The following is a 25,116-nucleotide window of genomic DNA, read 5'->3' as shown; positions in this document are numbered from 1 at the left end:
CTCGTCAAGCAACGTATCGAATCACTTTCCCGTTGCACTTGAAGCCCAAATCAAATGCCATGTCGATAGCACGCTCAGCGCTACCCACGAAGTACTCCTGCAGCCCTGCGTAGTCTGCAAACTGCGGATTGATGACGTGGGACTTCGCTTCATTCACGGGATGGAAGAAGCCTAGTCCATACATGGCATGGTCGGGCAGGCCGTACCCCACGACCTTGATGCTGGGAACCGGAATCGAAATACTGACCAAGAACTCCATGTCGGAGGGGTATCGCCTCGTGCGTTTGAAAACTCCAATGGAATCGGTGTTCCGGATGACGACGAACATCTGCAATCGCCAACCTCCCAGATCCGCAACGTTCACCTGATCGATCTTCGTCTGCAGGTAGCAGTCCAACATACGGTTAATTTCAAAGATATCGAGCGTTCTGCTGACACCCGGAGATTCGCTCGAAACAATGCATCTGATCTGCTTTCTCATGAGTGTGCTGTCTGTCTGATGGCATCAGCCTTCCGCAATTCAACTTTCGTGGCAACTATTCCACCCACTGTGCCTGGCCACAGACCGGGATGAAATCAAGCCGGGCGTCTGGGATAAGGTGATTTTTCGCGGTCGCGACTTCCAGACAAGTTGCTCAGCGGCAAACGAGAGGTTTCGTGCTACGAATTCACTTTAGTGCCGTATACGACACAGCGTAGCGGAGAGTAGGACCATTCGCACACCGCGTGGCTCTACTTCCTCATCGGGCCACCGGGCACCCGCCGTTTCGACCAGGTCCGGCAGAAGTCCTCCTTCCTCGCGGTGTCGGCAATCTGCGCAGTACTCCAATGCCGGGTGATCCAGATCGTCAATGCGGTACTGCTGAGATGCCAGCGCGGCATGCCGCGCTGTGGTTGCCGCCACAGGTGGCGTCGGGCAATCCAGAAGGCCTCCCGCTCCACTTCCGGCACCTTCTTCTTCATCACGTCCTTGTCGAAGAACTGCGCGGCGAAACGCCAGGGATTCATCGGCTGGTATCCCGCGCGTGGTTCACTGCTGCACGCTGCCACACCACTGGGCGCGCGTTCGGCCGGCGTCGGCCGACCGCCTGCCAATGCCAGCCCGAGCAGGTACAGCAGGCCAGGCAGCAGCGCGATGCCGGCGACCAGCACGACGACGGAGATCCATGCTTTGCCGGCGGCACGCATCGCTCACTGTGCCTTCGGCTTTGGATACCACAACGCGTTGACGATGACCCAGCGCTGGTCGAAGCGCCCCATGTGGAAGTAATCGACGAACCACGGGGTCTCCAGCCGCACCGAGGCCGCGTTGCCGGTCACGTCCAGCACCGTGCAGCGACGATCCCATTGATCCTTCGGGGTCTTCAACGCGCCCTGCTTCGTCAGCGAGACCAGTTCTTCCTTCGACATCCGGCGCAGGCCCAGGCGTTCGTCGGGTGTATCGCCGAGCACAGCGCGCTTGGCCAGGTCCGGATGCAGGGAGCGGGCGACGCGCTGCGGGTCGGCCTCCAGCTGGCCATCGACGTAGTCGTGGCAGGTGGCTTCGATGGCCGCGATGGTGGCCGGGTCGGGGGCAGGGCTCGTTGCTGCGGAAAGAGCGAACAGCAGGGCGATCGTGGACATCCGGGTCTCCAGCTCTGGGCGCGGGGCGATCATCGCATGGGCCGGGTAGCCCATCCACGCGTGGCGTGGATCTACAGGACCGGCGCCTGCAGCCAGGCCAGCTTGCGTTCGCGGGGCTGCTGCTTGAGTTGCCACTCGGCGCGTGAGGCGGCGGCCCGGTCCGGGTATTCGCGCACGGCCAGCACTCGCAGCGGTGGCCGGGCCCGGGTGTAGCGCGCGCCCTTGCCGGCCTGGTGGGCGGCGAAACGCGCATCCACGTCGGTGCTGATGCCGGCGTAATAGCTGCCATCGCGGCATTCGAGCAGGTACAGGAACCAGGGGCGGAGGGACGGGGCCATGCCCGGATTATGCCGTGCTGCACTGCAGCGGATATACTGGCGGCCGAATGCAGGAGAGAGGCGCCGCGCTGGCGCCCGCCGAAGGCGCAGGCTCCCATGATCGCTCAGGCCGGTGGGCTGGAATCCCACCAACCATGCATTCGACTCGCCGAGCTGGAGAGAGGTCACCGGGCACGCCCGGGACGATCCGCCGAAGGGGCACGCGGCCCATGCCGCTGAACTCTCAGGCAAAAGGACAGCGGGAGCGGCACCGGTCATCGTCATCCCGTCATTGCGCAGGCAGTGGTGGCAGTTGCGCATGGCCGGCCCCACCGCGCCCGGAGCCTGTTCCATGCTGCTGTCCATCATCTACCTGGTTGCCATTTCCGCCGAAGCCATGACCGGCGCACTGTCTGCCGGCCGCCGCCGCATGGACCTGTTCGGTGTGGTCATGATCGCCTGTGTCACTGCCCTCGGTGGTGGATCACTGCGCGACATCCTGCTCGGCCACTATCCGCTGGGCTGGGTGAAGCATCCCGAGTACCTGGGGTTCACCGTATGCGCGGCGCTGATCGCCACCTGGGTGGCGCGCTGGATGCACCACTTCCGGCGCACCTTCCTGGTGCTCGATGGCCTGGGTCTGATCGCCTTCACCCTGATCGGCTGCTCGATCGCGCGCGAGGCCGGCCATGCGATGCCGATCGTGCTGATCGCCGGCATGCTGACCGGCGCGTTCGGCGGCGTGCTGCGCGACATCCTCTGCAACGAGGTGCCGCTGATCTTCCAGAAGGAGCTGTACGCGATCATCGCGCTGCTGACCGGCGCGGCGTATCTGTTGCTGCTGCACTGGGGCGTGGCCGACGCCACCGCGATCCTGTGCTGCCTGGGCGGCGGCTTCGCGCTGCGCCTGCTGGCGATCCACTATCGCTGGGAAATGCCGAAGTTCGTGTACCACGACGAAGTGCATTGAGCCTCTTCGTAGCGTCGAGCCATGCTCGACTGCGCTTTGCAGGAAGCCAACGCGCGTCGCGCGCACGTCGAGCATGGCTCGACGCTACAAATATCGGCATCACCACCCCGGCGATGTACCTGGCGCTGTCGCTCATGCGCAGCGCCAGGCGCATCGCCGGTGCAGATGGGCCGGTCTCCAACTCCGGCCGGCCCTGATCGCGGCCGCACCCCCGCAGGCGCTGGCCGCCATCCACACACGTGCCGCACTCAGGCGGCTTGGGACACCTTCACGTCGCGACGGGCGCGCACGGCCGCAGCCAGTCGCTCCAGCACCGTCACGGTGGTGTCCCAGTCGATGCAGCCATCGGTGATGCTCTGCCCGTAGACCAGCGGCTGGCCTTCCACCAGTTCCTGGCGGCCACCAACCAGATGGCTCTCGATCATCACGCCCACGATGCGCTGTTCGCCGTCTTCCAACTGAACGACGATGTCGTCGATCACCTTCGGCTGGTTCTCGGGGTTCTTCAGGCTGTTGGCATGGCTGGCATCGATCATCAGTCGCGCCGGCAGCTTGGCCTTGGCCAGCACCTGGCAGGCCTCAGCCACGCTGCCAGCGTCGTAGTTCGGTTGCTTGCCACCGCGCAGGATCACATGGCAATCCGGGTTGCCGGTGGTCGACACGATGGCAGTGCCCCCCTGCTTGGTGACCGACAGGAAATGATGCGGGTTGGATGCCGCACCCACCGCGTCGGCGGCGATCTTCACGTTGCCATCGGTGCCATTCTTGAAGCCGACGGGGCACGACAGCCCCGAAGCCAGCTCGCGATGCACCTGGCTTTCGGTGGTGCGTGCGCCGATCGCGCCCCATGCCACCAGGTCGGCGATGTACTGCGGCGAGATCACATCGAGGAATTCAACACCGGCCGGCAGGCCGAGCTTGTTGATGTCGCGCAGGAGGCCACGGGCGATGCGCAGGCCCTTGTCGATCCTGAAGCTGCCGTCCAGGTCCGGGTCGTTGATCAGGCCCTTCCAGCCCACCGTGGTGCGCGGCTTCTCGAAGTACACGCGCATGACGATTTCCAACTCGCCAGCCAGCGCGTCGCGCAGCGGCTTCAGGCGCTGGGCGTACTCGATGGCGGCGTTGGGGTCATGGATCGAGCACGGGCCCACCACCACCGCCAGGCGGTCGTCACGGCCGTGCAGGATCTGGTGCAGGGCCGCGCGCGAGGCGCTGACGGTGTCGGAAGCTTCATCGTCACAGGGCAGCATCGCCAGCAGCTGGGCTGGCGGTGTCAGCGGTTCGATGGTGCGGATACGCAGGTCGTCGGTGTGCGGGGGCATTGCAGGAGATCTCCGGAACGTTGGGGGTCCCCAGCGTGGCGGCATGAAAAAAGCCGCCAGGTTCGCTGGCGGCTTTCGGGAATGCGTCTGAAGCTTTCTTCAGGGTGAGCGCAGTCCTTCCTCCGCCAGTGGCTTCGGAAAGTAATACCAGTAAAAGCGGGTAGCGGCTGCGTTCATGGGATCTATTGATAGCACAGCTTTTGCGCAGTGCAAAATGTTTCATCCGCAACTGGGGGCGCGGTTCAGTGATGCGCCTGACTGCGCAGTGCAGGCGGTGGCCGCTGTGCAACGTCGCTCATCTGCCATGCACTTCCACGTCCAGCAGCAGGCCTTCGTGGATGTCGGCCCAGCGCTCCAGCACGCGGTCCAGCTCCTGCCGGGCCTCGTCCAGCTGCTCGGGATTGAGCAGGGAACGGGTTGTGTAGAGATCGGACACCAGCCGGCGCAGTACCGCTTCCGGGATGGCCACCGAGGGCCCTTCCATCTGCGGCAGCTGCAGAGCCGGCGTATCGCCCTGCGGGCCGTACAGCGTTACCTGGAGCGTGCTCTGCATGATCAACTTCCCTGCGGATGGACATGGGCAATGTCCTGTTTACCGCGTCCGGGTGACAGGCGCATGTGCCATGCGCGTCCGGAGGCGCTGCTACAAGGCGGCCAGGTCGGCAAGGTGCTGCCCCATCCCATCGTCTGCGCCGACGGCATTGGTGGTGGCGAAGTACTGATGCCAACCGGTGGCGGCAATGCCTTCCAGCAGGGCGTCGGCGTCTTCCCGGCTCGCGCACCTCCATACAGCGTAGAACTGCTCGCTGCCACCGTGCGCTGCGCCCCCCGCGACACGACCCATCGCCACCGGTGCGATGCGAACCGGATCGAACTGCTGCATGCCTGCGCCGATGCGGGTGAAGAAGGCGGCGCGTTGGTCAGGCGGGAGAGCGGTCCAGGCCGGGGTGGCGGTGTAGAGCTCGATGAGGGTGTAGGACATGGAAGGTCTTCCTTGAGGTTGATGAGATTGCCGGCGGGCAGCCGGTACTACCGCAACGAGCGCAGGGCGCGTTTGCGGATGTAGGCATTGGCATCGCCAGGGTGCTGCTGTTGCCACCGCGCGCACAGCTCACGCAGCCACTGCGGTTGAGTCTTGCCGGCATCGTTGAGCCAGTTCCCGACCGAGTCCTGCACGTAGCGCGCCGGGTCGTTGGCCATTGCTTCCAGCATCGGCAATGCGAGTTCTGGATGCTGCTTGAACAGCACGATATGCGTGGACCACACGCCTCGTGGGCGCAGCGCTTCGCAGGCGAAGCGGCGCAGGTAAGGCGATGCTTCCTGCGCCCACACTTGCAGGTACTCAAGCGCCTGCAACGGTGCGGCAACGATGTCGCTGCGCAGCGCCAGCCATGCCCATTCGCGCACGCCGAAGTGCGGGTCGTCAGCCAGCGAACGCATCGCCCGCAGCTTGGCCGGCAGCGTCGCGCCGGCATCGCTGCCAATCAGGTAACAGGCCCAGCCACGCACGGTGTCTGATGCGTGTGCCTGCCAGCGCGCGGGATCACCCTGCCCGGCTTCGCGCAGCAACCGCGCCGCCAGCGCCATGCGCTGGGTGATGCCCTTGCCGGAGGCGTTGCGCATACGTTGCAGCGCTTCCGGCTCGAGCACAGGTGCCACCCCCTGTAGCAGTGCGGCGAAATCCACTGCCAGGCATTCGTCCAGATGCGTGGCAGCGGCATCACCGCTGTTGAGTGCACGCAGCCGTTGCGCGGGAATGGGCGTGCTCATGCGGAGGCTTCCCGCCCGGTGTCCGTGTGCTGCCAGACCTTGCGCAGCAGCTGTGACAGCTGCTGCCGTTCATCAGCATCCAGGCCGTTGAACAGGCCGCTGATCCATTGTGTGTGCTGCTCGAACAGCGACTCGGCCAAACGCTTGCCCGGTGCGGTCAACACGATCTGCAGACGACGGCCATCCTCGCCATCGCTGCGACGCTGCAGCAGGCCTTCGCGCTGCAGGCCATCGAGCAGGCCGCTGATGGTGGCCCGGGTCACGCCAGCGCGCTCGGCCAGCGCGTGCGGCGCCAGTGCGCCGCCGGCCCCGTGCAGCAGGAACAGCACGATGAAGCGACCCTCGCTGAGCCCGTGCGGTGCCAACCGTGCAGCGCAGTCGCGATCGATCGACGAGGACAACGAGAGCAGCTGGAAGCACAGGCGCAGCTGCGCGATGTTGGCGTGGCCGCGCCGCTGCGCTTCCTCCAGCAACGCCTGATGCTTGGCTTCGATCATCCTTTATTCACTGCATGATTAGGCACCTAATCATATGGAGGAATAGCCAGTGGAAGCAAATCGGAGTTGACTCAGGAAGTGCGTCCCAGCAGCAGCCGCGCGATCAGTCCCCCGCCCTCGCGGTGCAGCAGCTGGAGTTCGCCCGCGTGGCGCTTTGCCACGTTGGCAGCCACGGCCAGTCCAAGTCCGGCACCCCCGGTGGCGCGGCTACGCGAGCCCTCGCTACGCTGGAACGGTTGCAGCAGGCGTGCGCGATCGATCTCGGCGATGCCAGGGCCGCGGTCCATCACGTCCAGCTGAACCCCGTCACCCGCCATGGCGACCCACAGCTCCACGGCACCCGCGTAGCGCTCGGCGTTGTCGATGAGATTGTCGACCGCGCGCCGGAGCAGCAGCGCATCGCCATGCCACGGCAACGTATCCGGGCCCTGAAGGGAAATGTCGACCCCGCGCAGCAGCGCCGCCTGCACGCACTCCTCCAGCAGCGCTGAAAGATCCAGCATGCGCATCTGCAACGGCTGCAGCTCACCGCGTGCGTAGTCGAGCACCTGCTCGATCATCGTATCCATGCGCTCGATGTCTGCCACCATCCTGGCGGCCTGTGGCGCGGGAGCGAACTCCGCGCGCAGGCGCAGGCCGGTCAGGGGCGTGCGCAGGTCATGCGCCACGGCCGCCAGCATATGCGTCATGTCCCTTGCCTGGGCGCGCAGACGTTCGCGACCGGTGCTGATCGCTGTGGCCAGTACCTGCACTTCGCGTGGACCGTCATCAGGCAATGGCGTTTCAGCCTGCAGGTCGACCCGTGCGCTGGCTTCAGCCAGGCGTCGCAGCGGGCGCCCCAACCGGATCGCCGCCCACGCCGCCAGAGGTGCCAGCAGGATCGCACCGCCCAGCAGGGCGAGCATCACCTGGCGGCGCCAGGCCGCCAGGTCACTGTGGTCGCTGCCGACCACCCGCCATCGGCCATCGGCCTGCCGCATCCCCAGTTCGAATGGCGGCCACTGCATGGCGGTCAGCAACGCGGCCTGCGATTTCAGCACGCCAGCACGAGCGGAGGCGTCCAGTACCGCGCCACCCTCGATGACCTGCACATCGGGCGCCCTGCCCCGCCCCGTCCACACCAGGCGTACATTCCTGGCCGGCAGGTCCATCTGCACCGCCGCCAACTGGGTGAGCCAGTCACTGGCGCTGCCCCGGGGTGGCGCGTCCTGCGTCGACATATGCAATCCCAGTGGCGCCGGCGCCTGTTCCCCACGCAGCACCTGCATCGCATGGTCCAGCCGCATCGGTGGCGGCGCGGGCCGGGGCATCCACCCCACTACCGCAACGCTGACCAGGGTTGCCAGCAGCAGGCTGGCCAAGGCCAGCATCGCGATCCAGCGGGTGGTCGACCACCGGCTGCTCACAACACCCCTACCTCCGCGTTGAAGCGGTACCCTTCACCGCGCAGTGTCTGCACAAGGGCTTCAGCGCCGGACGCGGCCTGCCCGAGCTTGCGGCGCAGGCGGCTGATCGCAAGGTCGACGGCACGGTCCACGCTGTCACTGGCTTCTCCGCGACTCAACTGCAGCAGCTGCTCGCGCGCCAGCACCCGCCCGGGACGTTCAGCCAGTGCCAGCAGCAGGGAGAATTCACCGCGGCTCAGCGCCAGTTCGGCACCATCCGGCGCGAACAGGCGACGCTGTTCAGGCAGCAATCGCCAGCCATCAAACCGCAGCTCGCTGGCCACCTGTGCGCGCAGCTTGTCCTGCCTGCGCAGCAGCGCGCGTACCCGCGCCAACAGCTCGCGCGGGTCAAACGGCTTGGCCAGGTAGTCGTCCGCGCCCATCTCCAGGCCGATCACGCGATCCGGCGCCGCCCCCATCGCCGACAGCATCAGGATCGGGATCGCCCGCGCCTGCAGCCGGCGGCATACCGACAGGCCATCCTCACCAGGCATCATCCAGTCGAGGATGATCAGGTCAGGTCGTTCAACCTGCAGCAACACGTCCAGCGCTGTTGCATCCGCCGCCACACGCACCTGGTAGCCGTGCAGCAGCAGGTGGTCGGCGATGGCGTCACGAATGCTGGCATCGTCATCGACGACGATGACGCGGATGGGAGTGTTCATTGCCCCAGTATCCCGCACCTGTGTATCAGGACGGTATCAATGCAGATATCGCGGTGATACGCCGCTGCGCGCCAATGGTCGCCCACGATCACTGCGGAGTCTCCCCTTGCGCCTGTTCCTGCTGCCCCTGTTCGCCATCCCCTTGCCGGCGCTCGCCTCCGATGCCGCCGAGCACGTCCTGCCGATGTGGATGCAGGGCGGTCATCCGGCAGTGGCCGTCTCGCTGGACGGGCGTTCAGAGCCGCTGCGCTTCGTGGTCGACAGTGCCGCCGGGACAACCCTGGTCGATGCACGCGTAGTGCGGCGCTACGGTTTGCAGGATGCGGAAGCGGCAGTGTCGCAGGCCCAGGGCGCGAGCGCGAAGGCGGCGCGGTTGCAGCGCATGCGCAGCACAGCGTGGCAGCTGGGCAGCTGGCAATTGAAGGCCAGCGGCATGCAGGTCGACCTGTCATCGCTGGCGAAGGGCGATGATCCGGCCATTGACGGCCTGATCGGCAACGACCTGACCGGGCGCTGGGACACCCGTTGGGACTTCGGCCGCAATCAACTGGCGCTGTGGACACCCGGCGGCTTGGACCTGGAAGGGCCGGGTTGCCAACCCAATGCGCTGCCCGGCCGCGATGACGGCCTGCGCCAGTTCGGCTTCATCACGCTTGCCTTGGGTACGCCCGGCGTGGACGCCATCGCCGTGGTCGACACTGGTGCCGCGCAGACCGTCCTCAACGCCGAAGCAGCCCGCGCACTGGGCCTGCGCACCGACGGCAGCGATGCTCGGGTGCGTGCACGTGAAGAGGGCACCGAGGGGCTGGGTGGCGGTGCACAGGCAACCTGGCTGTACACCCTGCCCGGCATGACCGGCGGCAACTGGCAGCACCCGCCGATGGAGGTCCGGATCAGCGAACTGCCGGTGTTCAGGGCGATCGGCCTGGAGGCGCGACCGGCCTTGATCCTCGGTGCCGACGCGATGCGCGGTGGCCAGGTGGACATCGGTGCGGGTGCCGCGCGGATCTGCCTGCGCCGACCCGGCTGACGTCCGGCGCATGACGGCGGGAGCTGGCAGGCGTAGCATCGCGCCACGTCCCGCCAGGAGTTCCACGCATGCGCCGTGCTGTCCTGCTGTTGCTGACGCTGCTGCCGCCGGCCGCGCTGGCCGCGCCGCCGCTACCCTCGCCCGCGCGCATCGATGCCGAAGCACAGCGGCTGATGCAGGCGGCGCATGCGCGCGGGATGGCGCTGGCGGTGATCGATGGCGGCAAGGTGGTACACGTGGCCGCCTACGGCGAACGCAACGCCGTAGGCGAGCCGCTGCGCACCGATACCGTGATGTACGCCGCCTCGCTGACCAAGATGGCGTTCGGCCACCTGGTCGCACAGCTTGCCCAGGACGCACGGATCGAGCTGGACGCCAGCATCGCTACGGCGCTGGACAAGCCGCTGCCGGACTACCCGCCGGAGCCGAAGAAGTACGCCGACTACAGCGTACTGGCCGATGATGCGCGCTGGCGCCAGCTCACCCCGCGCCTGCTGCTCAACCATTCCAGTGGCTTTGCCAACTTCGGGTTCCTGGAACCCGATGGCCGCCTGAAGTTCCACTTCGATCCGGGCAGTCGTTATGGGTATTCCGGCGAAGGGCTGATCCTGTTGCAGTTCGTGATCGAGCGTGGACGGCTTGGCCAGGACGTGGGTGCATTGATGCAGCGGCAGGTATTCGACCGCTTCGGCATGGTCCGCACCAGCATGATGTGGCGTGAGGATTTCGCCGCCAACCTGGCCGATGGCTGGACGGCGGAAGGCACGGCCGAGCCGCACGATGAACGCAGCCGCGTGCGTGCGGCCGGTTCGATGGATACCACCATCGCCGACATGGCGCGCTTCGCTGCCGGCTATGTCCGCGGCGATGGGCTGTCGCCTGCAATGCGCAGGGAACTGGTGCGGCCGCAGCTGCCGATCACCACCGCCAGCCAGTTCCCCACGTTGCAGCCAGAGCTGCCCGTGGCGCAGCAACGCAAGGATCTGGCTGCGGGCCTGGGCGTGGTGACGTTCCGCGGCCCGCAGGGCGCAGGCTTCTACAAGGGTGGCCACGACGATGCGGTCGGCAACACGCTGGTGTGCATCGAACGGTACAGACGCTGCGTGGTGATCCTGGGCAACGATGTACGGGCGGAAGCTGCGTTCCCGGCACTGGTGGCATTCGTACTGGGCGATACCGGCGTGCCGTGGCAGTGGGAGTATGGCGCGGCGAAGGTATTCGTCGAATGAGGGTGCGATGACGCCTGCATGGCGAACGCGGCTGGGAGGGGAGCATCCACGCCATGCGTGGATGGCACTCCTCAGCGCGCCTGCTCGAAGAACATCAGGTACACCAGCCGGCCATTCTCCGGTCGATCACCGAACGCTGGCCCGGCGGTGTGCCAGAACCAGGGCCGCAGCAGCACCAGCCGGTTGAAGCGCATCGGAATGCGCATGGTCATTTCCCACTGGCTGTCGTCGTTGCTGTCGCGCTCGATGATGTCGCGATGCATGTCGCCGCCGTTGGCGTAGCCCAATGCGGCCAGCTCCGCCGCATCCAGGGCCATGCGTTCGGTGCCGGTACGACGGTGGCGGAAGAACTCGGTGCCGCCCTCGCAGTGCTCCGGTGCACTCAGGTAGAGAATGCCCGACCAGTGCGAGTGGTCGGCGTGTACCTTGGCGCGGCCGATGTCGCCGGCAAAGGTAAGGCGGAACTTGCCGTGCGACTGCAGCGGGTTGACCGGCCGCAGCGGTTCGTTGACCAGTCGCGAGACCGCGCCGGACAGTCCATCCAGCTCCAGCCGCTGCTGTGAATTGCGGCCGGGGAATGCGCCCTCCTGGACGGGATAGTCCAGGCCCAGTGCCGCCTGGCGCAACCCCTGCGCATCGGCGGGAGAAAGGAAGTCGTCAACGACGATGAACGAGGTAGGCATGGTCACCGAGCGTAGCGATGCACTACGGCGACGGCAACCGGGCAACAAAAAACCCCGCCTTGCGGCGGGGTTCTTCCTTACATCACATCGGGAAGGCGTGCCGACCGAGGCCGGCGACGACCGCCGGAGGCGTGGACTTAGAAGTCCATGCCGCCCATGCCGCCCATGCCACCCATGCCACCAGCGCCGCCCATGGCCGGCTCGTCCTTCTTCGGAGCTTCGGCAACCATGGCTTCGGTGGTGATCATCAGGCCGGCGATCGAGGCCGCGTTCTGCAGCGCCGAACGGGTCACCTTGGTCGGGTCCAGAATGCCGAACTGCAGCATGTCGCCGAACTCGCCGGTGGCCGCGTTGTAGCCGAAGCTGCCGGTGCCTTCCTTGACCTTGTTGATGATGACCGACGGCTCGTCGCCAGCGTTGGCCACGATCTCGCGCAGCGGGGCTTCCATCGCACGCAGGGCGATCTGGATGCCGTGGTTCTGGTCTTCGTTGGCACCCTTCAGGCCGGCCAGCGCGGTGATCGCGCGGACCAGGGCAACGCCGCCGCCCGGGACCACGCCTTCTTCAACGGCTGCACGGGTAGCGTGCAGGGCGTCGTCGACGCGATCCTTCTTTTCCTTCATTTCGATTTCGGTCGAGGCGCCGACCTTGATCACGGCAACACCGCCGGCCAGCTTGGCCACGCGTTCCTGCAGCTTCTCGCGATCGTAATCCGAGGAGGTGTCCTGGATCTGGGTCTTGATCTGCGCCACGCGTGCATCAACGTTGGCCTTGTCGCCGACGCCGTCGATGATGGTGGTGTTCTCCTTGGAGACCTGCACCTTCTTGGCGCGGCCCAGGTCCTTGATGGTGGCCTTTTCCAGCGACAGGCCGACTTCCTCGGAGATCACGGTGCCACCGGTCAGCACGGCCATGTCTTCCAGCATCGCCTTGCGGCGGTCGCCGAAGCCCGGGGCCTTGACGGCCACGACCTTGACGATGCCACGGATGGTGTTGACCACCAGGGTCGCCAGCGCTTCGCCTTCGACTTCTTCAGCGACGATCAGCAGCGGCTTGCCGGCCTTGGCGACGCCTTCCAGCACCGGCAGCAGGTCACGGACGTTGGAGATCTTCTTGTCGTGCAGCAGGATGAACGGATCATCCAGGTCAGCGGTCTGCGACTGCTGGTTGTTGATGAAGTACGGCGACAGGTAGCCGCGGTCGAACTGCATGCCCTTGACCACGTCCAGCTCGTTGTCCAGGCCCGAGCCTTCTTCAACGGTGATGACGCCTTCCTTGCCGACTTCCTTCATCGCGTCAGCAATGATCTGGCCGATCGACTCATCCGAGTTGGCCGAGATGGTACCGACCTGGGCAATCGCCTTGTCGTCGGCGGTCGGCTTGGAGATGTTCTTCAGCTCGGCGACGGCAGCCGAAACGGCCTTGTCGATACCGCGCTTGAGGTCCATCGGGTTCATGCCGGCGGCAACGGCCTTGGCGCCTTCGCGGATCAGGGCCTGGGCCAGCACGGTGGCGGTGGTGGTGCCGTCGCCGGCATCGTCGTTGGTGCGCGACGCAACTTCCTTCACCATCTGCGCGCCCATGTTCTCGAACTTGTCAGCCAGTTCGATTTCCTTGGCGACGGAGACGCCGTCCTTGGTGATGGTCGGGGCGCCGAAGCTCTTTTCCAGCACGACGTTGCGGCCCTTCGGGCCCAGGGTGGCCTTGACGGCATTGGCGAGAACATTGACGCCGCGCACCATGCGCGAACGGGCGTCTTCACCGAAACGAATATCCTTGGCAGCCATTGCATTTACCTCATTGGTAGCGCCGGACGATGCCCGGCGGCTGGGAGTTTGGGATCAGGTTGAAACAGGTCGCGCCGAGGCTCAGCCGATGACGGCGAGCACGTCGTCTTCGCGCAGGACCTTGTATTCGACGCCTTCGCTCTTGTACGAGCTGCCGGCGTACTGGCCGTAGATGACCTTGTCGCCGACCTTCAGCGACGGCGCGCGCACGTTGCCGTTGTCCAGCGGCTTACCCGGGCCGACGGCCACGACCTCACCCTTGGTGGACTTTTCCTTGGCCGAGTCGGGGATGACGATGCCACCGGCGGAGATTTCGTCGGCTTCGATCGGCTTGACCACAACGCGGTCGTGCAGCGGCTTGATGCTCATAGGAGACCTCTTAAGTGATTGATTGGTCTAAAAAAGTCCGGCGATGTTAGCACTCACCCCGGGCGAGTGCCAGAACCGCACGTGAAGAAACCCGACAACGTCGGGAGCAGGGCAGAGATGGAGCCCCGCCGTCCCCTTTCAAGGGCGGAATGAAAAAAATTTTTCCGCCCGCGCGCGTCGGCCAAGGCGTCGGTCCTGGACAATTTCGGTGACAAGCGTCGCACTGTCAGATATCTGACGTTCATTTACGACAAAGTGTCACTGGATCGGCCTTAGGCTCGGTCAGGCATTCCCAATCACAAGGAGTAGTCGATGCGATTGCTGTCCCCGCTTGCCGCCGCCTGCCTGCTGGCGCTGGCCGCCGCGCCGGCCCAGGCCGAGGTCTTCATCAATGAACTGCACTACGACGACAGCACCGCCGCCGGTGACGTCGGCGAAGCGATCGAGGTCGTAGCCACTGCCGGTGAGGACCTGTCCGGCTACCGCCTGTACCTCTACAACGGCAGCAATCCGTCGGCCGCCACCGTCTATGCCAACACCCCGGTCCCGGCCGGCACCGCCGCCGGCTGCGGCAGCGCCAGTATCGCTGTGGTCAACTATCCGACCAACGGCATCCAGAACGGACCGAACGACGGCATCGCGCTGGTCGATGCCAGCGGCAAGGTGGTCCAGTTCCTCAGCTACGAGGGTGCCATCACCGCCTCCGGTGGCCCTGCTGCCGGCATGACCAGCCAGAACATCCCGGTGGCCGAAAGCAACAGCACCGCGCCGGGCACCTCGCTGCAGCTGACTGGCAGCGGCAGCCAGTACGCCCACTTCACCTGGGCCGAATCTGCCGGCCAGACGTTCGGCAGCTGCAACAACGGCCAGACCTTCAGCGGCGGTGGCACGCCAGGCCCCAACACGCCGCCGTCAGTCTCCACCACCACCCCGGCGCAGGGCAGCAGCACCTTCCCCGCTGCCGCCGACCTGGAAGTGGTGTTCAGCGAGACGGTGAACCTGGCCAGTGGCGCCTTCGCCCTGAGCTGCGGCACCTCCGGCAGCGTGCCGCTGACCTTCCCGGCCAGCGGCCGCAGCGTGAAGCTGTCCACCAATACCGCGCTGGTGGCCGGTGAAGCCTGCCGCTTCGACATCCGCGCCGCGCGCATCACCGACCTGCAGGGCGCGCATCCGGCCGCCGACAGCCGCATCGCCTTCACCGTGGCCAGCACCGGCGGCAATCCGGACCCGGGCAACCCGGGCGTGCCGGCCGGCTACTACTCCAGGGTCAACACCAGCAGCCCCAGCCAGCTGCGCTGCTCGCTGCACGCCACCATCAAGGGCCACACCGCCTACCCGTACAGCGGCTCGGGCACCAGCACCTGGACCATCCTGGAAATCGCCGACGAGGATCCGAACAACCCGAACCGCATCCTCGATGCCTACCGCAACCGCAGCTACGCCAAGGTCAGTGATCGTGCGGGCACCGGCAGCGGCCTGACCTACAACCGCGAGCACACCTGGCCGAACTCGCTGGGCTTTGCCACCACCACCGGTGACAAGGGCCTGCCCTACGCGCCGTACACCGACACCCACATGCTGTACCTGACCGACGCGCAGTGGAACGCCGACCGTGGCAACAAGCCGTTCGCCAAGTGCGATGCCAGCTGCGGCGAGCGTGCCACCGAAGCCAATAATGGGCAGGGCGGCGGCAGCGGTGGCTACCCGGGCAATTCCAACTGGGTGCGCACGCCGGACGGCAACACCGGCACCTTCGAGGTGTGGGGCAAGCGCAAGGGCGACATGGCGCGTGCGGTGATGTACATGGCGATCCGCTATGAGGGTGGCAAGGATGCGGCCACCGGTCAGTCCGAGCCGGACCTGGAGCTGACCGACGACCGCAGCAAGATCGTCAAGACCAGCAGTTCGCCGGCCTACATGGGCCTGCTGTCGACGCTGATCGACTGGCACCTGTCCGATCCGCCGGATGATGCCGAGCGTGCCCGCAATGACGTGGTCTACAGCTTCCAGGGCAATCGCAACCCGTTCATCGATCACCCCGAGTGGGCCACCCCGGCCCTGTTCACCTCGGCCAAGCCAGCCACCTGCCAGCTGGCCAACTGACCGCGCAACGCTGCGGTCCACTGCCGCCGCCGGGCCCAGACCCGGCGGCGGCCCTATACTCGACGGTCATGCCGACCGTCGATCCCGTCCTGCTGCTGTTGACCACCTGCCCGGACCGGGCCAGTGCCGAGCGCATCGCGCACGCGCTGGTCGGCGAGCGCCTGGCCGCGTGCGTGACCCGCCTTGATGGCGCGCAGTCCACCTACCGCTGGCAGGGCGAGGTGACCACCGATGCCGAGCTGCAGCTGCTGGTAAAGACCACCGCGAGCCGCGTCGATGACGCAATCGCCCGGATCGTCGAACTGCATCCGTATGAACTCCCGGAGTGCATCGCGGTCGAAACCCGGGCCGGCCTGCCGGCATATCTGGACTGGATCCGGGCACAGACCTGGGAGGACACTGATTGAAGACTCTGTTTGCGCGTGGCGCTGCCTTGTGCGCCCTTTTGTGGCTCTCGCTGCCCGCCTTGGCCCTGGATGAGAAGGACCTGCTGCCGGTGGACCAGGCGTTCGCGCTGACCGCCACTGCCCCCGAACGGGGCCAGGTGCAGCTGCAGTTCAAGATCGCACCGGGCTACTACCTGTATCGCCACCGCACCAGCGTCAAGGCGGATCCGGCCTTCAATGCCGGCACGCTGCAGATGCCCAAGGGTGACAGGCACCACGATGATTTCTTCGGCGAGGTCGAAACCTATCGCGAGCGCCTGCAGGCCACCCTGCCCGGCACGCCGACCGACGCCGCCGGCACCATCAGCCTGGAAGTCCGCTACCAGGGCTGCGCCGATGCCGGCGTCTGCTACCCGCCGCAGAAGCGCGTGGTGCAGGTCACCCTGCCGGGTGCCGGTGCGGCGGCCGCGGTGCCTGCCGCGCGTACCAGTGCCGCCAGTCCGTTCAACAACCCGCTGGCCGGTGCCGGCAATAGCGGTGGCCTGCGCCTGCCGGGCGCGGCCAACAACAGCCAGGCGCTGCCGCTGCCGTCGGAACAGGCGTTCGGCTTCGATGCCATCGCCAGCGACGGCAACACCCTGCTGCTGCGCTTCAGCCCTGCACCCGGCTACTACCTGTACCGCGACCGCACTTCGCTGAAGCTGGAAGGCAGCGCCGGCGTGCTCGCCGACAAGCCGCGCTGGCCTGCCGCGCAATCGCATCGCGACGAGCACTTCGGCGATGTCTCGGTGTACTTCAACCAGGTGGAAGTGCCGCTGCCGCTGCGCCGCACCGTTACTGATGCCGTCGACAGCACCCTGGTGGTGACTTTCCAGGGCTGCCAGACCGATGGTATCTGCTACCCGCCGATGACCCGTCGGGTGAAGCTGTCGATTCCGGCCGGCAAGCTCAACGCCGGCACCGGCCAGGCGCCAGTGCGCGAGGAAGCAGTCAATGCGCTGGGCGCTGCCGGTGCGCCGCGTGAATCCGCCAATGGCGTACCGCTGCGCCTGCTGCCGACCGTACCCAACGACGGCAACGCCGCTCCCGCCGCCAGCGGCAGTGAGGGCGCGCGCAATGAGTTCGCCGCCGATGCGCGCGATGGCAACGCCCTGCGCACGCGTCCGCCGGCGACCACCCCGAACCCGGACCGATCGTTCGTCTGGGTGCTGCTGCTGGCGCTGGCCGGTGGCCTGGTACTGAACCTGATGCCCTGCGTGCTGCCGATCCTGTCGCTGAAGGTGCTGAGCCTGGCGCAGAGCGGCGAGAGCCCCGAGCGCGCGCGCAGCCATGCCCTCTGGTACACGTTGGGCGTGCTGGTCGCGTTCGCGGGGATCGGCGCGCTGATGGTGGGCCTGCGTGCGATCGGCAACGCCGTCGGCATCGGCTTCCAGCTGCAGCACCCTGGCGTGGTGGCGGCACTGGCCTACATCATGTTCGCGGTGGGCCTGAGCCTGTCCGGCGTATTCACCCTCGGCGGCGGCATCGGCAATCTTGGCCAGTCGCTGGCCAGCCGCAGCGGCCCGGCCGGTGACTTCTTCACCGGTGCGCTGGCCTGCGTGGTCGGCAGTGCCTGCGTCGGCCCGTTCATGGGCGGTGCGATCGCCTACGCCTTCATTGCCCCGCCGCTGAAGGCGATGACCGTGTTCCTGTTCCTTGGCCTGGGCCTGGCGCTGCCGTTCCTGCTGATCGGCTTCGTGCCAGCGCTGGCACGCCGCCTGCCCAAGCCCGGCCCGTGGATGGAAACGCTCAAGCACGTGCTGGCCTTCCCGATGTACGCCACTGCGCTGTGGCTGCTGTGGGTGCTGGGCAAGCAGCGCGGCGTGGACGGCATGGCGCTGGTGCTGGGTGGCCTGCTGCTGCTCGCGTTCGGCCTGTGGCTGTTTGAACGCAACCGCTGGACCGGCTCGCGTGCGGTGACCCTGCTCGGCGTGCTGCTGGCGATCGGTGCGCTGGTTCCGGCCTGGGGCGTGACCCAGCTTGCAGCGCCGGCGAGGGCAGCACAGGCCGCCAGCGACAACGTGGTCGAGTATTCGCCGCAGCTGCTGGACCGCCTGCGCGCCGACAACCGCGTGGTGTTCGTCAACATGACCGCCGACTGGTGCGTGAGCTGCAAGGCCAACGAACGTGCGGTGCTGTCACGGCCGGAGTTCAAGGAACTGCTCAAGCGCACCAATGCGGTGTACATGCGCGGTGACTACACCAATGTCGACCCGCAGATCACCACGTTCCTGGAAGAGCACAAGGCGGTTGGCGTTCCACTGTACGTGGTGTACGGCCCCGGCGCGCCGCCGACCGTGCTGCCGACCCTGCTGACCCAGGCGGTGGTCGAGGAAGCGCTGCTGCGCACCGCACGATGAAGTGGCAACGGCCAGCGCTGCTGTGGACAGCGGTGATGGCCGCCGGCCTCGGCCTGTGGGCCGGGCATCGTCTGTCACCCGGCACATCAGCACCTGCCGCGCCAGCAACGGCTTCCAGGGCGACGGCCGTGAAGCCCACGCTGCAGGTGGGCGATCAGTTGCCCGCGCTGACACTGCCGGACCTGGCGGGTCAGCCATTGGTCCTGCGCGATCACTTCGCCGGCCGGCCGCTGCTGATCAACGTCTGGGCCAGCTGGTGTGCGCCCTGCGTGGAAGAGATGCCCGAACTGGCGCGCTTCGCCGATGCCCAGGGCGACTACGGTGTGCAGGTGCTGGGCCTGGCGCTGGACACCACGGACGACGTGCGCGGTTTCCTGCAGCAGGTGCCGGTGGACTACCCGATCGTGATCGAGACACCGGGCCCGCGCGATGCCAGCGTGCAGCTGGGCAATACACAGGGGCTGCTGCCCTACAGCGTGCTGTTCGATGCGCAGGGGCGGCTGGTGAAGGCAAAGCTGGGACCGTTCGCCCACGGCGAGATCGACAGCTGGGTGAAGTGAGGGTTCGGCAGGGCTGCGCCCTGCACCTGCCGAGGCCACCGCAACGGCCAGAGCCAAAGCGGATTTCCGTGGGATGGCGGGGCGGTGCGGCTGGGCAGGACACGCCGTAAACCCATCCATGGGGGCTCGATGGCGCCATCCATGGCGCCAACGGTCCTGCCCAGCCACACCGCCCCGCCTCCGACAGATTCCGGCGGCTGTTGGGTATGAATCTCCATCGAAATCAAACATTTCGAAAATTGAACGAAAAGCATCCACGCATGGCGTGGATCTACGGCAGGTCGCGAGAATCTGTCGAAGGCGGGGTGGGTCCGGTTGAGGAGACGCGAGCCGCATGGGCCCGAGGCATGCCTCGGGCGGGTTGGGCAGGACACCCAACCCCGGTCTTGCCGTGTGCGCAGGACAGCGCACACGAGCAGGCGGCGACCGAGCTACATGGACGTACTTGCAGCGTCCCTCTCAGCCGGACCCGCCCCCCCAACCCACGGAAAGCCAGCTTTTGAGGTTGACGTTGCTCCGGCTTGCAGCGGGTGCAGGGCTGCAAAGCCCTGCAACAAAACCCTCCTTGACCGTAGCCCGTCCGCCACGGAGAATTCCGCGACTAATTCTCATTTGCTGTTGCGCAGGATGCGGGCGGCAGCCTCCCGGGCCCCTCTCCTTCGATGTTCAAGAACGTCCTGTTCCAACTGCATTGGCTGCTGGGCATTACCGCCGGTGCCATCCTGGCCGTGATGGGCCTCAGCGGCGCCGTGCTGTCCTTCGAGGACGAGCTGCTGCGCGCCGCCAATCCCGGCTTTGCCGAGATCGCCGAGCACCATGCCGACGGACAGCATCCCCTTGCACTCAGTGAACTGGTGCCGCTGCTCCAGGCCGGTAGCGAACGCCCCCTGCAACGCCTGCGTATCGATGCCACCGGACAGCGGCCGTCGGTCGCGCGCTTTGCCGGCGGCAAGGACCACTGGGTGTACTTCGACCCGTACAGCGGTGAGCGCTTCAGCGCCCTGCGCGGCCAGGCGTTCTTCGACTTCGTCGAGGACCTGCATCGCCACCTTGCCGCGGGCGAACGCGGCAAGTGGATCACCGGCAGCTGTGCCATCGCCCTGCTGTTCTTCACCCTGTCCGGCCTCTACCTGCGCTGGCCACGACGCTGGTGGCACTGGCGCAGCTGGCTGGCAGTGGAGTGGAAACGCAGCGGGCGCGGCTTCCTGTGGAGCCTGCACTCGGTCGTCGGCACCTGGGTGCTGCTGATCTACCTGATGAGTGCGCTGACCGGCCTGTGGTGGTCGTTCGACGGGTATCGCAGCGCGGCCAGCACGCTGCTGGGCGTCCCACCGGCGGCCAAGCACCAGGTTGCCACCGATGCATCGCTGGACCTGCACCGCATTGAAGCCACGCTGTACGCGCTGCCGGGCGTGCGCGCCGGCTTCATTGACCTGCGCCTGCCGGAGAAGCCCGGGCAGGCGCTGAACGTGCGGGTGATGGCCGGTGATCCGTCGCAGCGCGGCGGCCACCACGATCGTGCGCATGACCTGCTGCAGCTCGATCCGGCCAGCGGTGCGGTTCTCGATGCCCGCCCGTACGCACGCCAGGGCGCGGGCGGACAGCTGGCCACCAGCGTGTTCGCACTGCATTCGGGCAGCTACTTCGGTGTACCCGGACGCGTGGTGGTGATGCTCAGCAGCCTGGGCATGAGCCTGTTCTTCATCACCGGCTGGATGCTGTACCTGGACCGCCGCCGCAGCCAGCGTGCCGCGCGCGGGCTGCGCCAGGCGCTACCGATGCCGGCCAGCGACGCCGGCAACGCAGCGTGGCTGGTGGTGCATGCCAGCCAGAGCGGACTGGGCGAACAGCTGGCGTGGCGCGCGGCGGCCCAGCTGCAGGCGGCCGGCCATGCGGTGCAGGTGCTGCCGCTGGCGCGCATCGATGCCGCGCTCCTGCTGCGTGCATCGAGCGCGCTGTTCGTGCTGAGCACCTTCGGCGACGGCGAGCCGCCCGACGCCGCACGGCGCGCAGCGCGGCAGTTGCTTGCACAAGCGCTGGACCTTTCGGGCCTGCAGTTCGGCCTGCTCGCGCTGGGTGACCGCCAGTACCCGCACTACTGCGGCTTCGGCCGCCGGGTCGATGGCTGGTTGATCGGAAACGGCGCGCGTGCACTGTTCGAGCGCGTCGACGTCGATGCCGCCTCGGTCCCCACGCTGCGCCGGTGGCAGCAGGAGCTGGGTGCGCTCACCGGCATCGTCACCGATGACAGCGTGCTGCCTGCGGCTACGCAGATGCATGAGTGGCGCCTGCTCGGTCGCGACCGCCTCAACCCTGGCAGCGTCGGCGGAGCGATCTGGCGTATCCGTCTTGCCGCACCGGCCGACGTGCAGTGGCAGGCCGGTGACATCCTGCACATCGCGCCCCGCCACAATGCGCAGCATGCCGCTGCCGTGTTGAAGGCGCATGGGCTGGATCCGCTGCAGCCCTTGCTGGTCGATGGCCATCCGCGCACGCTGCTGGCGCTGGCCAGCGAACGCGAGCTGCCCGAGGCCGATGCCGCGCTGGCAGTGCAGGATGCCTGCCTGTGGCTGGCCGGGCTGCCGCTGCTGCCCAGCCGCGAGTATTCGATCGCCTCCTGCACGGATGATGGCGTGGTGGAGCTGGTGGTGCGGCTGGTGCATGACGCCTCCGGTCGAGCCGGGCTGGGCTCGGGCTGGCTGTCGTTGCATGCGCCGATCGGTGCCGGCATCGTCGCCCGCGTGCATCGCAACCCCGGTTTCCATCGTGTCATTGGCGCGCCGATGGTGCTGATCGGCAACGGCACCGGCATCGCCGGCCTGCGCAGCCTGTTGCGCGAAGCCGCCCGTGCAGGCGAACACGGGCACTGGCTGTTGTTCGGCGAGCGCCAGCGTGCACACGATTTCCTGTTCGCCGACGAGATCGAAGCGTGGCAGGCCGATGGCCATCTCGCGCGGGTGGACCTGGCGTTCTCGCGCGATGGCGACGGCGGTTATGTGCAGGATCGCCTGCAGGCGGCCACCGGAACGCTGCGCGACTGGATGCGGCGCGGTGCGGTGATCCATGTCTGTGGGTCGTTGCAGGGCATGGCCGAAGGCGTGGACCGGGTGCTGCGAACGGCGCTGGGCGATGAAGCGGTGGAAATGCTGCTGGAAAACGGGCGCTACCGCCGCGACGTGTATTGATTCCTGCCGCCGAACGCTGGTGTGAGCCGAGCATGGGCTCGGCTCTACAGTGTTCCTGCAGCCGATGTAGCGCCGAGCCTACGCTCGGCTGACTAGGCCGCGGCGGCGCGCGCCTGCGGCATCGACTGCAACCGGAACGCGCCCACCGCGTCGGTCAGGGCACGCACCTGGACCTGCATCTGCGCCGTGGAGGCACCGGCCTCTTCCACCAGGCTGGCGTTGCGTTGGGTACTGGCTTCCATCTGCACGATGGTCTGGTTCACCTGTGCGATGCCGGCATGCTGGTCCTGCGACGCACTGCGGATACCCGCCAGCAGCTCGGCCAGCTGCTGCACGCTGCCGACGATCTCGCCCATCGTGGTGCCGGCCTGTTCGGCCTGCTGGTTGCCCTCTCCCACACGCGCCACCGAATCCTCAATCAGGCCCTTGATCTGCTTGGCCGCCTCTGCGCTGCGTTGTGCAAGCAGGCGCACTTCCGCGGCTACCACGGCGAAACTGCGGCCCTGCTCACCGGCACGCGCCGCTTCCACCGCCGCATTCAGCGCGAGGATGTTGGTCTGGAAGGCGATGCCGTCGATCAGCTGGGTAATGTCGCCGATCCGCCGCGATGCCTCGCTGATGCCCTGCATGGTCGCCACCACCTGGCCGACAGCCTCGCCGCCGCGCTGCGCCACTGCAGCCGCACCCTTGACCAGCGCGTCGGCACGGCCTGCGGCATCAGCATTGCGACCGACCGTATCGGTCAGTTCGTGCATGGAAGCGGCGGTCTCTTCCAGGTTGGCGGCCTGCTGCTCGGTGCGCTGAGACAGATCATGATGGCCGGCAACGATCTCGCCAACGCCGGTATCGAGACTGGAGGTGGCGTGCTGGATGCGGGTGACGATGCGGCCCAGCTGCGCGACCGTCGCGTTGGCATCATCGCGCATGCGCGCGAACACGCCCTGCAGCTCACCCTCCATGCGCACGCTGAGGTCACCACGGGCCAGCGCAGCCAGCAATGCCTGCAGGTCGCCGAGGTTGGTTTCAAACGTCGCCAGCAGGCGGTTGATGCTGGTCGACAACGTGCGCACGAAGCCCTGCTTGCCCTCCAGCGCGATGCGACCGTGCAGGTCGCCGTGTGCTGCAGCATCGACCAGGGCAGCGACCTCGGTTTCCAGCAGGGTCTCCAGCGCACGACTGCGCCATTCCACCGCTACGCCGAGGAATTGCCCTTCATCGATGACGGGGTTGGCAATCAGCTGGTAACGCGTGCCGGCATGGCCGATCTCGCGCTCTTCGCGCTGGCGCACGCCGGCCAGGCTGGCCAACGCCGGATGCAGGCGTACCGCGTCGCTGCCCACCAGCGCTTCGTTCCGCAGGTCAAGCAGCTGCAGCAATGCCGGGTTGGCGTAGGCGACCTGCCCTTCCGCATCGATCACCATCAAACCGGTCTGTGCACTGTCCAATGCCTGGCGCACCCGGGTGTTGCCGCGCGCCACGGCACGCTCGGTCTCGATACGCGCGCGCAGGCGCTGCTGCATGTCGACCAGGCGCTGCGCCAGCTGGCCGATCTCGTCGTTGGCGTTGTAGACGCGCAGGGTGGTGTCCAAGCGGTCGTCAGCGATGTCGCTGGCGAAGCGCAGGGTGTCCTGGATCGGCTGGCGCACCGCACGCAGCACCAGAACCAGGCTGGTGATCAGCACGCCGGCCACCAGCAGCAGGGTCAGTGCGAACAGCACGCTCATGGTGCGCGCGCCGGCCTGCTGGCGTGCCTGCGCCCCGGCCAGCGCCGCCACCTGTGCCTGCTGGAATGCGGCCAGCGCAGGCGCTACGCCCGCGGCGGTATCCAGCAGCGACTGCGCTTCCACATCCAGGCCGACGCGGGCCGCGGTATACCCCAGCAATGCGGCCTGATACGCATCCATCCCGGTGCGCAGGGTGACCTGCGCATCCGCGGGCAGGCCCGCCAGCGCGAGATCGAACGGCAGCTTTTCTTCGCTGGCGCGGTCGGCGTGGGTGGAATCACCGTCGAGCAGCAGCAGTGCCTCCTGCCGCCGCATCTTCTGCAGGGACAACGCCAGCGCATCCCGCTGCTGCGCATCCACCTGCCCCTGCAGCGTGTGTGCAGCCTGTTGCAGCTGCGCGGCGAGGCCGGCCTCACCACGGCCCATCTCGTCGACCCGTTCGAACAGGGCGGCAACACCCTGCGAGAACGCGTCTGCAGCTTCGGTCAGCGCCTGCAGGGCCTTGCGCCGGCCGGCATCCATCGGCATCGTGCGCAGGGCCTGCAGATCGTCCTGCAGCGCCTTTTGCGTGGCCAGCAGCTGCGCGCGGTCGGCATCATCGAAACTGCGTGCATACTGGATCTGCAGGCGGCGCGCTTCGGCCACCCGCGTGGCCAGGCGCGCGGCCAGATCACTGCCGCGCTGGTAGCTGGCCTGGCTGCGCGCAGCCTGCGTGCTGGCATGCCCGGTCCAGGCATAGACGGCGGCGATTGCGACCAGTCCCAGGCCACAGACCCACAAGGTCGCCTTGAGCTTGTTGGCTACGCTCAGCCGATGCGGTTGCAGCCACAGCAGCAGGCCGGAAGACGCCGGGCGCAGCGCCGCAAGCCGCGTGCGCAGGGACCGGAGGTGGGGGACAACGGCCGACATGACAGACTCCAGGCAAAAGGACGCACCTGTATCGGCCGGATTCAAGGCAACTTTAGAACTTTCGTCGTCCTGGCCCAGCGGTGACGGGCGGACGCGGCCTTTGTACCGGGTGCAGGCGACGCTGGCGTGACACGACCAGCGCC

At 67.0% G+C, this 25,116-nt stretch carries 23 protein-coding genes and 2 riboswitches; of the genes, 8 read left to right on the top strand and 15 right to left on the bottom strand.

All coding sequences use genetic code 11. The annotated features are described in order from the left end of the window. Nucleotides 1-4 precede the first annotated feature (4 nt). From imm9 to AC5P7S_RS01770, 4 genes are all read right to left on the bottom strand, one after another. Complete coding sequence (gene imm9, locus AC5P7S_RS01785) at nucleotides 5-481, bottom strand: Imm9 family immunity protein (RefSeq protein WP_095378174.1); 477 nt, start codon at nucleotides 479-481, stop codon at nucleotides 5-7. 251 nt (nucleotides 482-732) lie between these two features. Continuing rightward, nucleotides 733-1,188 carry a hypothetical protein gene (locus AC5P7S_RS01780; protein WP_095378175.1) on the bottom strand — a complete coding sequence of 152 codons (456 nt, stop codon included), beginning with the start codon at nucleotides 1,186-1,188 and terminating at the stop codon, nucleotides 733-735. A gap of 3 nt (nucleotides 1,189-1,191) precedes the next feature. Then, the gene (locus tag AC5P7S_RS01775; RefSeq protein WP_032954574.1) at nucleotides 1,192-1,623 is read right to left on the bottom strand and encodes a nuclear transport factor 2 family protein; all 432 of its coding nucleotides are present in this window, start codon (nucleotides 1,621-1,623) and stop codon (nucleotides 1,192-1,194) included. 71 nt (nucleotides 1,624-1,694) lie between these two features. Then, a complete protein-coding gene (locus AC5P7S_RS01770) occupies nucleotides 1,695-1,961 on the bottom strand; it encodes a GIY-YIG nuclease family protein (RefSeq protein ID WP_005419660.1) in 267 nt (88 codons plus the stop codon). A 40-nt stretch (nucleotides 1,962-2,001) separates the two neighbouring features. After that, nucleotides 2,002-2,091, top strand: a riboswitch (glycine riboswitch). Nucleotides 2,092-2,104: 13 nt separating this feature from the next. Further along, nucleotides 2,105-2,208: riboswitch (glycine riboswitch) on the top strand. Nucleotides 2,209-2,292: 84 nt separating this feature from the next. Here AC5P7S_RS01770 and AC5P7S_RS01765 point away from each other — a divergent pair. Continuing rightward, nucleotides 2,293-2,910 carry a trimeric intracellular cation channel family protein gene (locus AC5P7S_RS01765; RefSeq protein ID WP_005419661.1) on the top strand — a complete coding sequence of 206 codons (618 nt, stop codon included), beginning with the start codon at nucleotides 2,293-2,295 and terminating at the stop codon, nucleotides 2,908-2,910. A gap of 248 nt (nucleotides 2,911-3,158) precedes the next feature. Here AC5P7S_RS01765 and AC5P7S_RS01760 read toward each other — a convergent pair whose 3' ends face one another. From AC5P7S_RS01760 to AC5P7S_RS01730, 7 genes are all read right to left on the bottom strand, one after another. After that, entirely contained in the window at nucleotides 3,159-4,232 is a 1,074-nt protein-coding gene (locus tag AC5P7S_RS01760; protein WP_095378176.1) for a 3-deoxy-7-phosphoheptulonate synthase, read from the bottom strand. A gap of 295 nt (nucleotides 4,233-4,527) precedes the next feature. Then, nucleotides 4,528-4,785: a hypothetical protein gene (locus tag AC5P7S_RS01755; protein WP_005419663.1), complete on the bottom strand. Its 258-nt coding sequence runs from the start codon at nucleotides 4,783-4,785 to the stop codon at nucleotides 4,528-4,530. A 90-nt stretch (nucleotides 4,786-4,875) separates the two neighbouring features. Next, nucleotides 4,876-5,214 carry a DUF6616 family protein gene (locus AC5P7S_RS01750; protein ID WP_095378177.1) on the bottom strand — a complete coding sequence of 113 codons (339 nt, stop codon included), beginning with the start codon at nucleotides 5,212-5,214 and terminating at the stop codon, nucleotides 4,876-4,878. Between the two features lie 47 nt (nucleotides 5,215-5,261). Beyond that, the gene (locus AC5P7S_RS01745) at nucleotides 5,262-6,002 is read right to left on the bottom strand and encodes a DNA alkylation repair protein (protein ID WP_095378178.1); all 741 of its coding nucleotides are present in this window, start codon (nucleotides 6,000-6,002) and stop codon (nucleotides 5,262-5,264) included. Beyond that, on the bottom strand, nucleotides 5,999-6,499 hold the full coding sequence (locus tag AC5P7S_RS01740) for a MarR family winged helix-turn-helix transcriptional regulator (protein ID WP_005419666.1): 501 nt from the start codon (nucleotides 6,497-6,499) through the stop codon (nucleotides 5,999-6,001). The genes AC5P7S_RS01745 and AC5P7S_RS01740 overlap by 4 nt, the downstream gene beginning before the upstream one ends. Nucleotides 6,500-6,570: 71 nt before the next feature. After that, nucleotides 6,571-7,869 carry a sensor histidine kinase gene (locus AC5P7S_RS01735; protein ID WP_095378210.1) on the bottom strand — a complete coding sequence of 433 codons (1,299 nt, stop codon included), beginning with the start codon at nucleotides 7,867-7,869 and terminating at the stop codon, nucleotides 6,571-6,573. A 32-nt stretch (nucleotides 7,870-7,901) separates the two neighbouring features. Beyond that, complete coding sequence (locus AC5P7S_RS01730) at nucleotides 7,902-8,609, bottom strand: response regulator (protein ID WP_095378179.1); 708 nt, start codon at nucleotides 8,607-8,609, stop codon at nucleotides 7,902-7,904. A gap of 106 nt (nucleotides 8,610-8,715) precedes the next feature. On the opposite strand from AC5P7S_RS01730, the gene AC5P7S_RS01725 reads away from it, so the two are divergent. Together AC5P7S_RS01725 and AC5P7S_RS01720 are read left to right on the top strand one after the other, a co-directional pair. Beyond that, entirely contained in the window at nucleotides 8,716-9,639 is a 924-nt protein-coding gene (locus AC5P7S_RS01725) for an aspartyl protease family protein (RefSeq protein WP_095378180.1), read from the top strand. A 68-nt stretch (nucleotides 9,640-9,707) separates the two neighbouring features. Next, complete coding sequence (locus AC5P7S_RS01720; RefSeq protein ID WP_095378181.1) at nucleotides 9,708-10,868, top strand: serine hydrolase domain-containing protein; 1,161 nt, start codon at nucleotides 9,708-9,710, stop codon at nucleotides 10,866-10,868. 71 nt (nucleotides 10,869-10,939) lie between these two features. Here AC5P7S_RS01720 and AC5P7S_RS01715 read toward each other — a convergent pair whose 3' ends face one another. From AC5P7S_RS01715 to AC5P7S_RS01705, 3 genes are all read right to left on the bottom strand, one after another. Then, nucleotides 10,940-11,551, bottom strand: coding sequence for a DUF6445 family protein (locus tag AC5P7S_RS01715; protein WP_005419673.1), 612 nt, complete (start codon nucleotides 11,549-11,551; stop codon nucleotides 10,940-10,942). A gap of 137 nt (nucleotides 11,552-11,688) precedes the next feature. After that, on the bottom strand, nucleotides 11,689-13,338 hold the full coding sequence (gene groL, locus AC5P7S_RS01710) for a chaperonin GroEL (protein ID WP_005411226.1): 1,650 nt from the start codon (nucleotides 13,336-13,338) through the stop codon (nucleotides 11,689-11,691). Nucleotides 13,339-13,419: 81 nt separating this feature from the next. Then, entirely contained in the window at nucleotides 13,420-13,707 is a 288-nt protein-coding gene (locus AC5P7S_RS01705) for a co-chaperone GroES (RefSeq protein WP_005411227.1), read from the bottom strand. Nucleotides 13,708-14,019: 312 nt separating this feature from the next. Here AC5P7S_RS01705 and AC5P7S_RS01700 point away from each other — a divergent pair, with 312 nt between their 5' ends. The 5 genes from AC5P7S_RS01700 to AC5P7S_RS01680 all read left to right on the top strand — a co-directional run bounded on the left by AC5P7S_RS01700 (nucleotide 14,020) and on the right by AC5P7S_RS01680 (nucleotide 22,340). Further along, nucleotides 14,020-15,810 (top strand): endonuclease, encoded by a 1,791-nt coding sequence (locus AC5P7S_RS01700; protein WP_053496937.1) that lies wholly within the window; start codon nucleotides 14,020-14,022, stop codon nucleotides 15,808-15,810. 68 nt (nucleotides 15,811-15,878) lie between these two features. Next, on the top strand, nucleotides 15,879-16,217 hold the full coding sequence (gene cutA, locus AC5P7S_RS01695; protein ID WP_095378182.1) for a divalent-cation tolerance protein CutA: 339 nt from the start codon (nucleotides 15,879-15,881) through the stop codon (nucleotides 16,215-16,217). Next, a complete protein-coding gene (locus tag AC5P7S_RS01690) occupies nucleotides 16,214-18,595 on the top strand; it encodes a protein-disulfide reductase DsbD family protein (protein WP_095378183.1) in 2,382 nt (793 codons plus the stop codon). The genes cutA and AC5P7S_RS01690 overlap by 4 nt, the downstream gene beginning before the upstream one ends. After that, on the top strand, nucleotides 18,592-19,155 hold the full coding sequence (locus AC5P7S_RS01685) for a TlpA family protein disulfide reductase (RefSeq protein ID WP_095378184.1): 564 nt from the start codon (nucleotides 18,592-18,594) through the stop codon (nucleotides 19,153-19,155). The genes AC5P7S_RS01690 and AC5P7S_RS01685 overlap by 4 nt, the downstream gene beginning before the upstream one ends. A 662-nt stretch (nucleotides 19,156-19,817) precedes the next feature. Continuing rightward, complete coding sequence (locus AC5P7S_RS01680; protein ID WP_095378186.1) at nucleotides 19,818-22,340, top strand: PepSY domain-containing protein; 2,523 nt, start codon at nucleotides 19,818-19,820, stop codon at nucleotides 22,338-22,340. Between the two features lie 92 nt (nucleotides 22,341-22,432). Here the strand turns inward: AC5P7S_RS01680 and AC5P7S_RS01675 are convergent, their stop codons facing one another. Continuing rightward, the gene (locus AC5P7S_RS01675) at nucleotides 22,433-24,973 is read right to left on the bottom strand and encodes a methyl-accepting chemotaxis protein (protein WP_095378187.1); all 2,541 of its coding nucleotides are present in this window, start codon (nucleotides 24,971-24,973) and stop codon (nucleotides 22,433-22,435) included. Between the last annotated feature and the right edge of the window lie 143 nt (nucleotides 24,974-25,116).

This window comes from Stenotrophomonas sp. YJH_SMC_32 (assembly GCF_059369975.1).
Note: the sequence above shows the minus strand (reverse complement) of the source record. Positions and strands in the feature narration are given on the sequence as shown.

Coding starts and splice junctions, on each gene's coding strand:
- imm9 (WP_095378174.1), bottom strand. CDS start 481: ATGAGAAAGCAGATCAGATGCATTGTTTCGAGCGAATCTCCGGGTGTC.
- AC5P7S_RS01780 (WP_095378175.1), bottom strand. CDS start 1,188: ATGCGTGCCGCCGGCAAAGCATGGATCTCCGTCGTCGTGCTGGTCGCC.
- AC5P7S_RS01775 (WP_032954574.1), bottom strand. CDS start 1,623: ATGTCCACGATCGCCCTGCTGTTCGCTCTTTCCGCAGCAACGAGCCCT.
- AC5P7S_RS01770 (WP_005419660.1), bottom strand. CDS start 1,961: ATGGCCCCGTCCCTCCGCCCCTGGTTCCTGTACCTGCTCGAATGCCGC.
- AC5P7S_RS01765 (WP_005419661.1), top strand. CDS start 2,293: ATGCTGCTGTCCATCATCTACCTGGTTGCCATTTCCGCCGAAGCCATG.
- AC5P7S_RS01760 (WP_095378176.1), bottom strand. CDS start 4,232: ATGCCCCCGCACACCGACGACCTGCGTATCCGCACCATCGAACCGCTG.
- AC5P7S_RS01755 (WP_005419663.1), bottom strand. CDS start 4,785: ATGCAGAGCACGCTCCAGGTAACGCTGTACGGCCCGCAGGGCGATACG.
- AC5P7S_RS01750 (WP_095378177.1), bottom strand. CDS start 5,214: ATGTCCTACACCCTCATCGAGCTCTACACCGCCACCCCGGCCTGGACC.
- AC5P7S_RS01745 (WP_095378178.1), bottom strand. CDS start 6,002: ATGAGCACGCCCATTCCCGCGCAACGGCTGCGTGCACTCAACAGCGGT.
- AC5P7S_RS01740 (WP_005419666.1), bottom strand. CDS start 6,499: ATGATCGAAGCCAAGCATCAGGCGTTGCTGGAGGAAGCGCAGCGGCGC.
- AC5P7S_RS01735 (WP_095378210.1), bottom strand. CDS start 7,869: ATGCTGGCCTTGGCCAGCCTGCTGCTGGCAACCCTGGTCAGCGTTGCG.
- AC5P7S_RS01730 (WP_095378179.1), bottom strand. CDS start 8,609: ATGAACACTCCCATCCGCGTCATCGTCGTCGATGACGATGCCAGCATT.
- AC5P7S_RS01720 (WP_095378181.1), top strand. CDS start 9,708: ATGCGCCGTGCTGTCCTGCTGTTGCTGACGCTGCTGCCGCCGGCCGCG.
- AC5P7S_RS01715 (WP_005419673.1), bottom strand. CDS start 11,551: ATGCCTACCTCGTTCATCGTCGTTGACGACTTCCTTTCTCCCGCCGAT.
- groL (WP_005411226.1), bottom strand. CDS start 13,338: ATGGCTGCCAAGGATATTCGTTTCGGTGAAGACGCCCGTTCGCGCATG.
- AC5P7S_RS01705 (WP_005411227.1), bottom strand. CDS start 13,707: ATGAGCATCAAGCCGCTGCACGACCGCGTTGTGGTCAAGCCGATCGAA.
- AC5P7S_RS01700 (WP_053496937.1), top strand. CDS start 14,020: ATGCGATTGCTGTCCCCGCTTGCCGCCGCCTGCCTGCTGGCGCTGGCC.
- cutA (WP_095378182.1), top strand. CDS start 15,879: ATGCCGACCGTCGATCCCGTCCTGCTGCTGTTGACCACCTGCCCGGAC.
- AC5P7S_RS01685 (WP_095378184.1), top strand. CDS start 18,592: ATGAAGTGGCAACGGCCAGCGCTGCTGTGGACAGCGGTGATGGCCGCC.
- AC5P7S_RS01680 (WP_095378186.1), top strand. CDS start 19,818: ATGTTCAAGAACGTCCTGTTCCAACTGCATTGGCTGCTGGGCATTACC.
- AC5P7S_RS01675 (WP_095378187.1), bottom strand. CDS start 24,973: ATGTCGGCCGTTGTCCCCCACCTCCGGTCCCTGCGCACGCGGCTTGCG.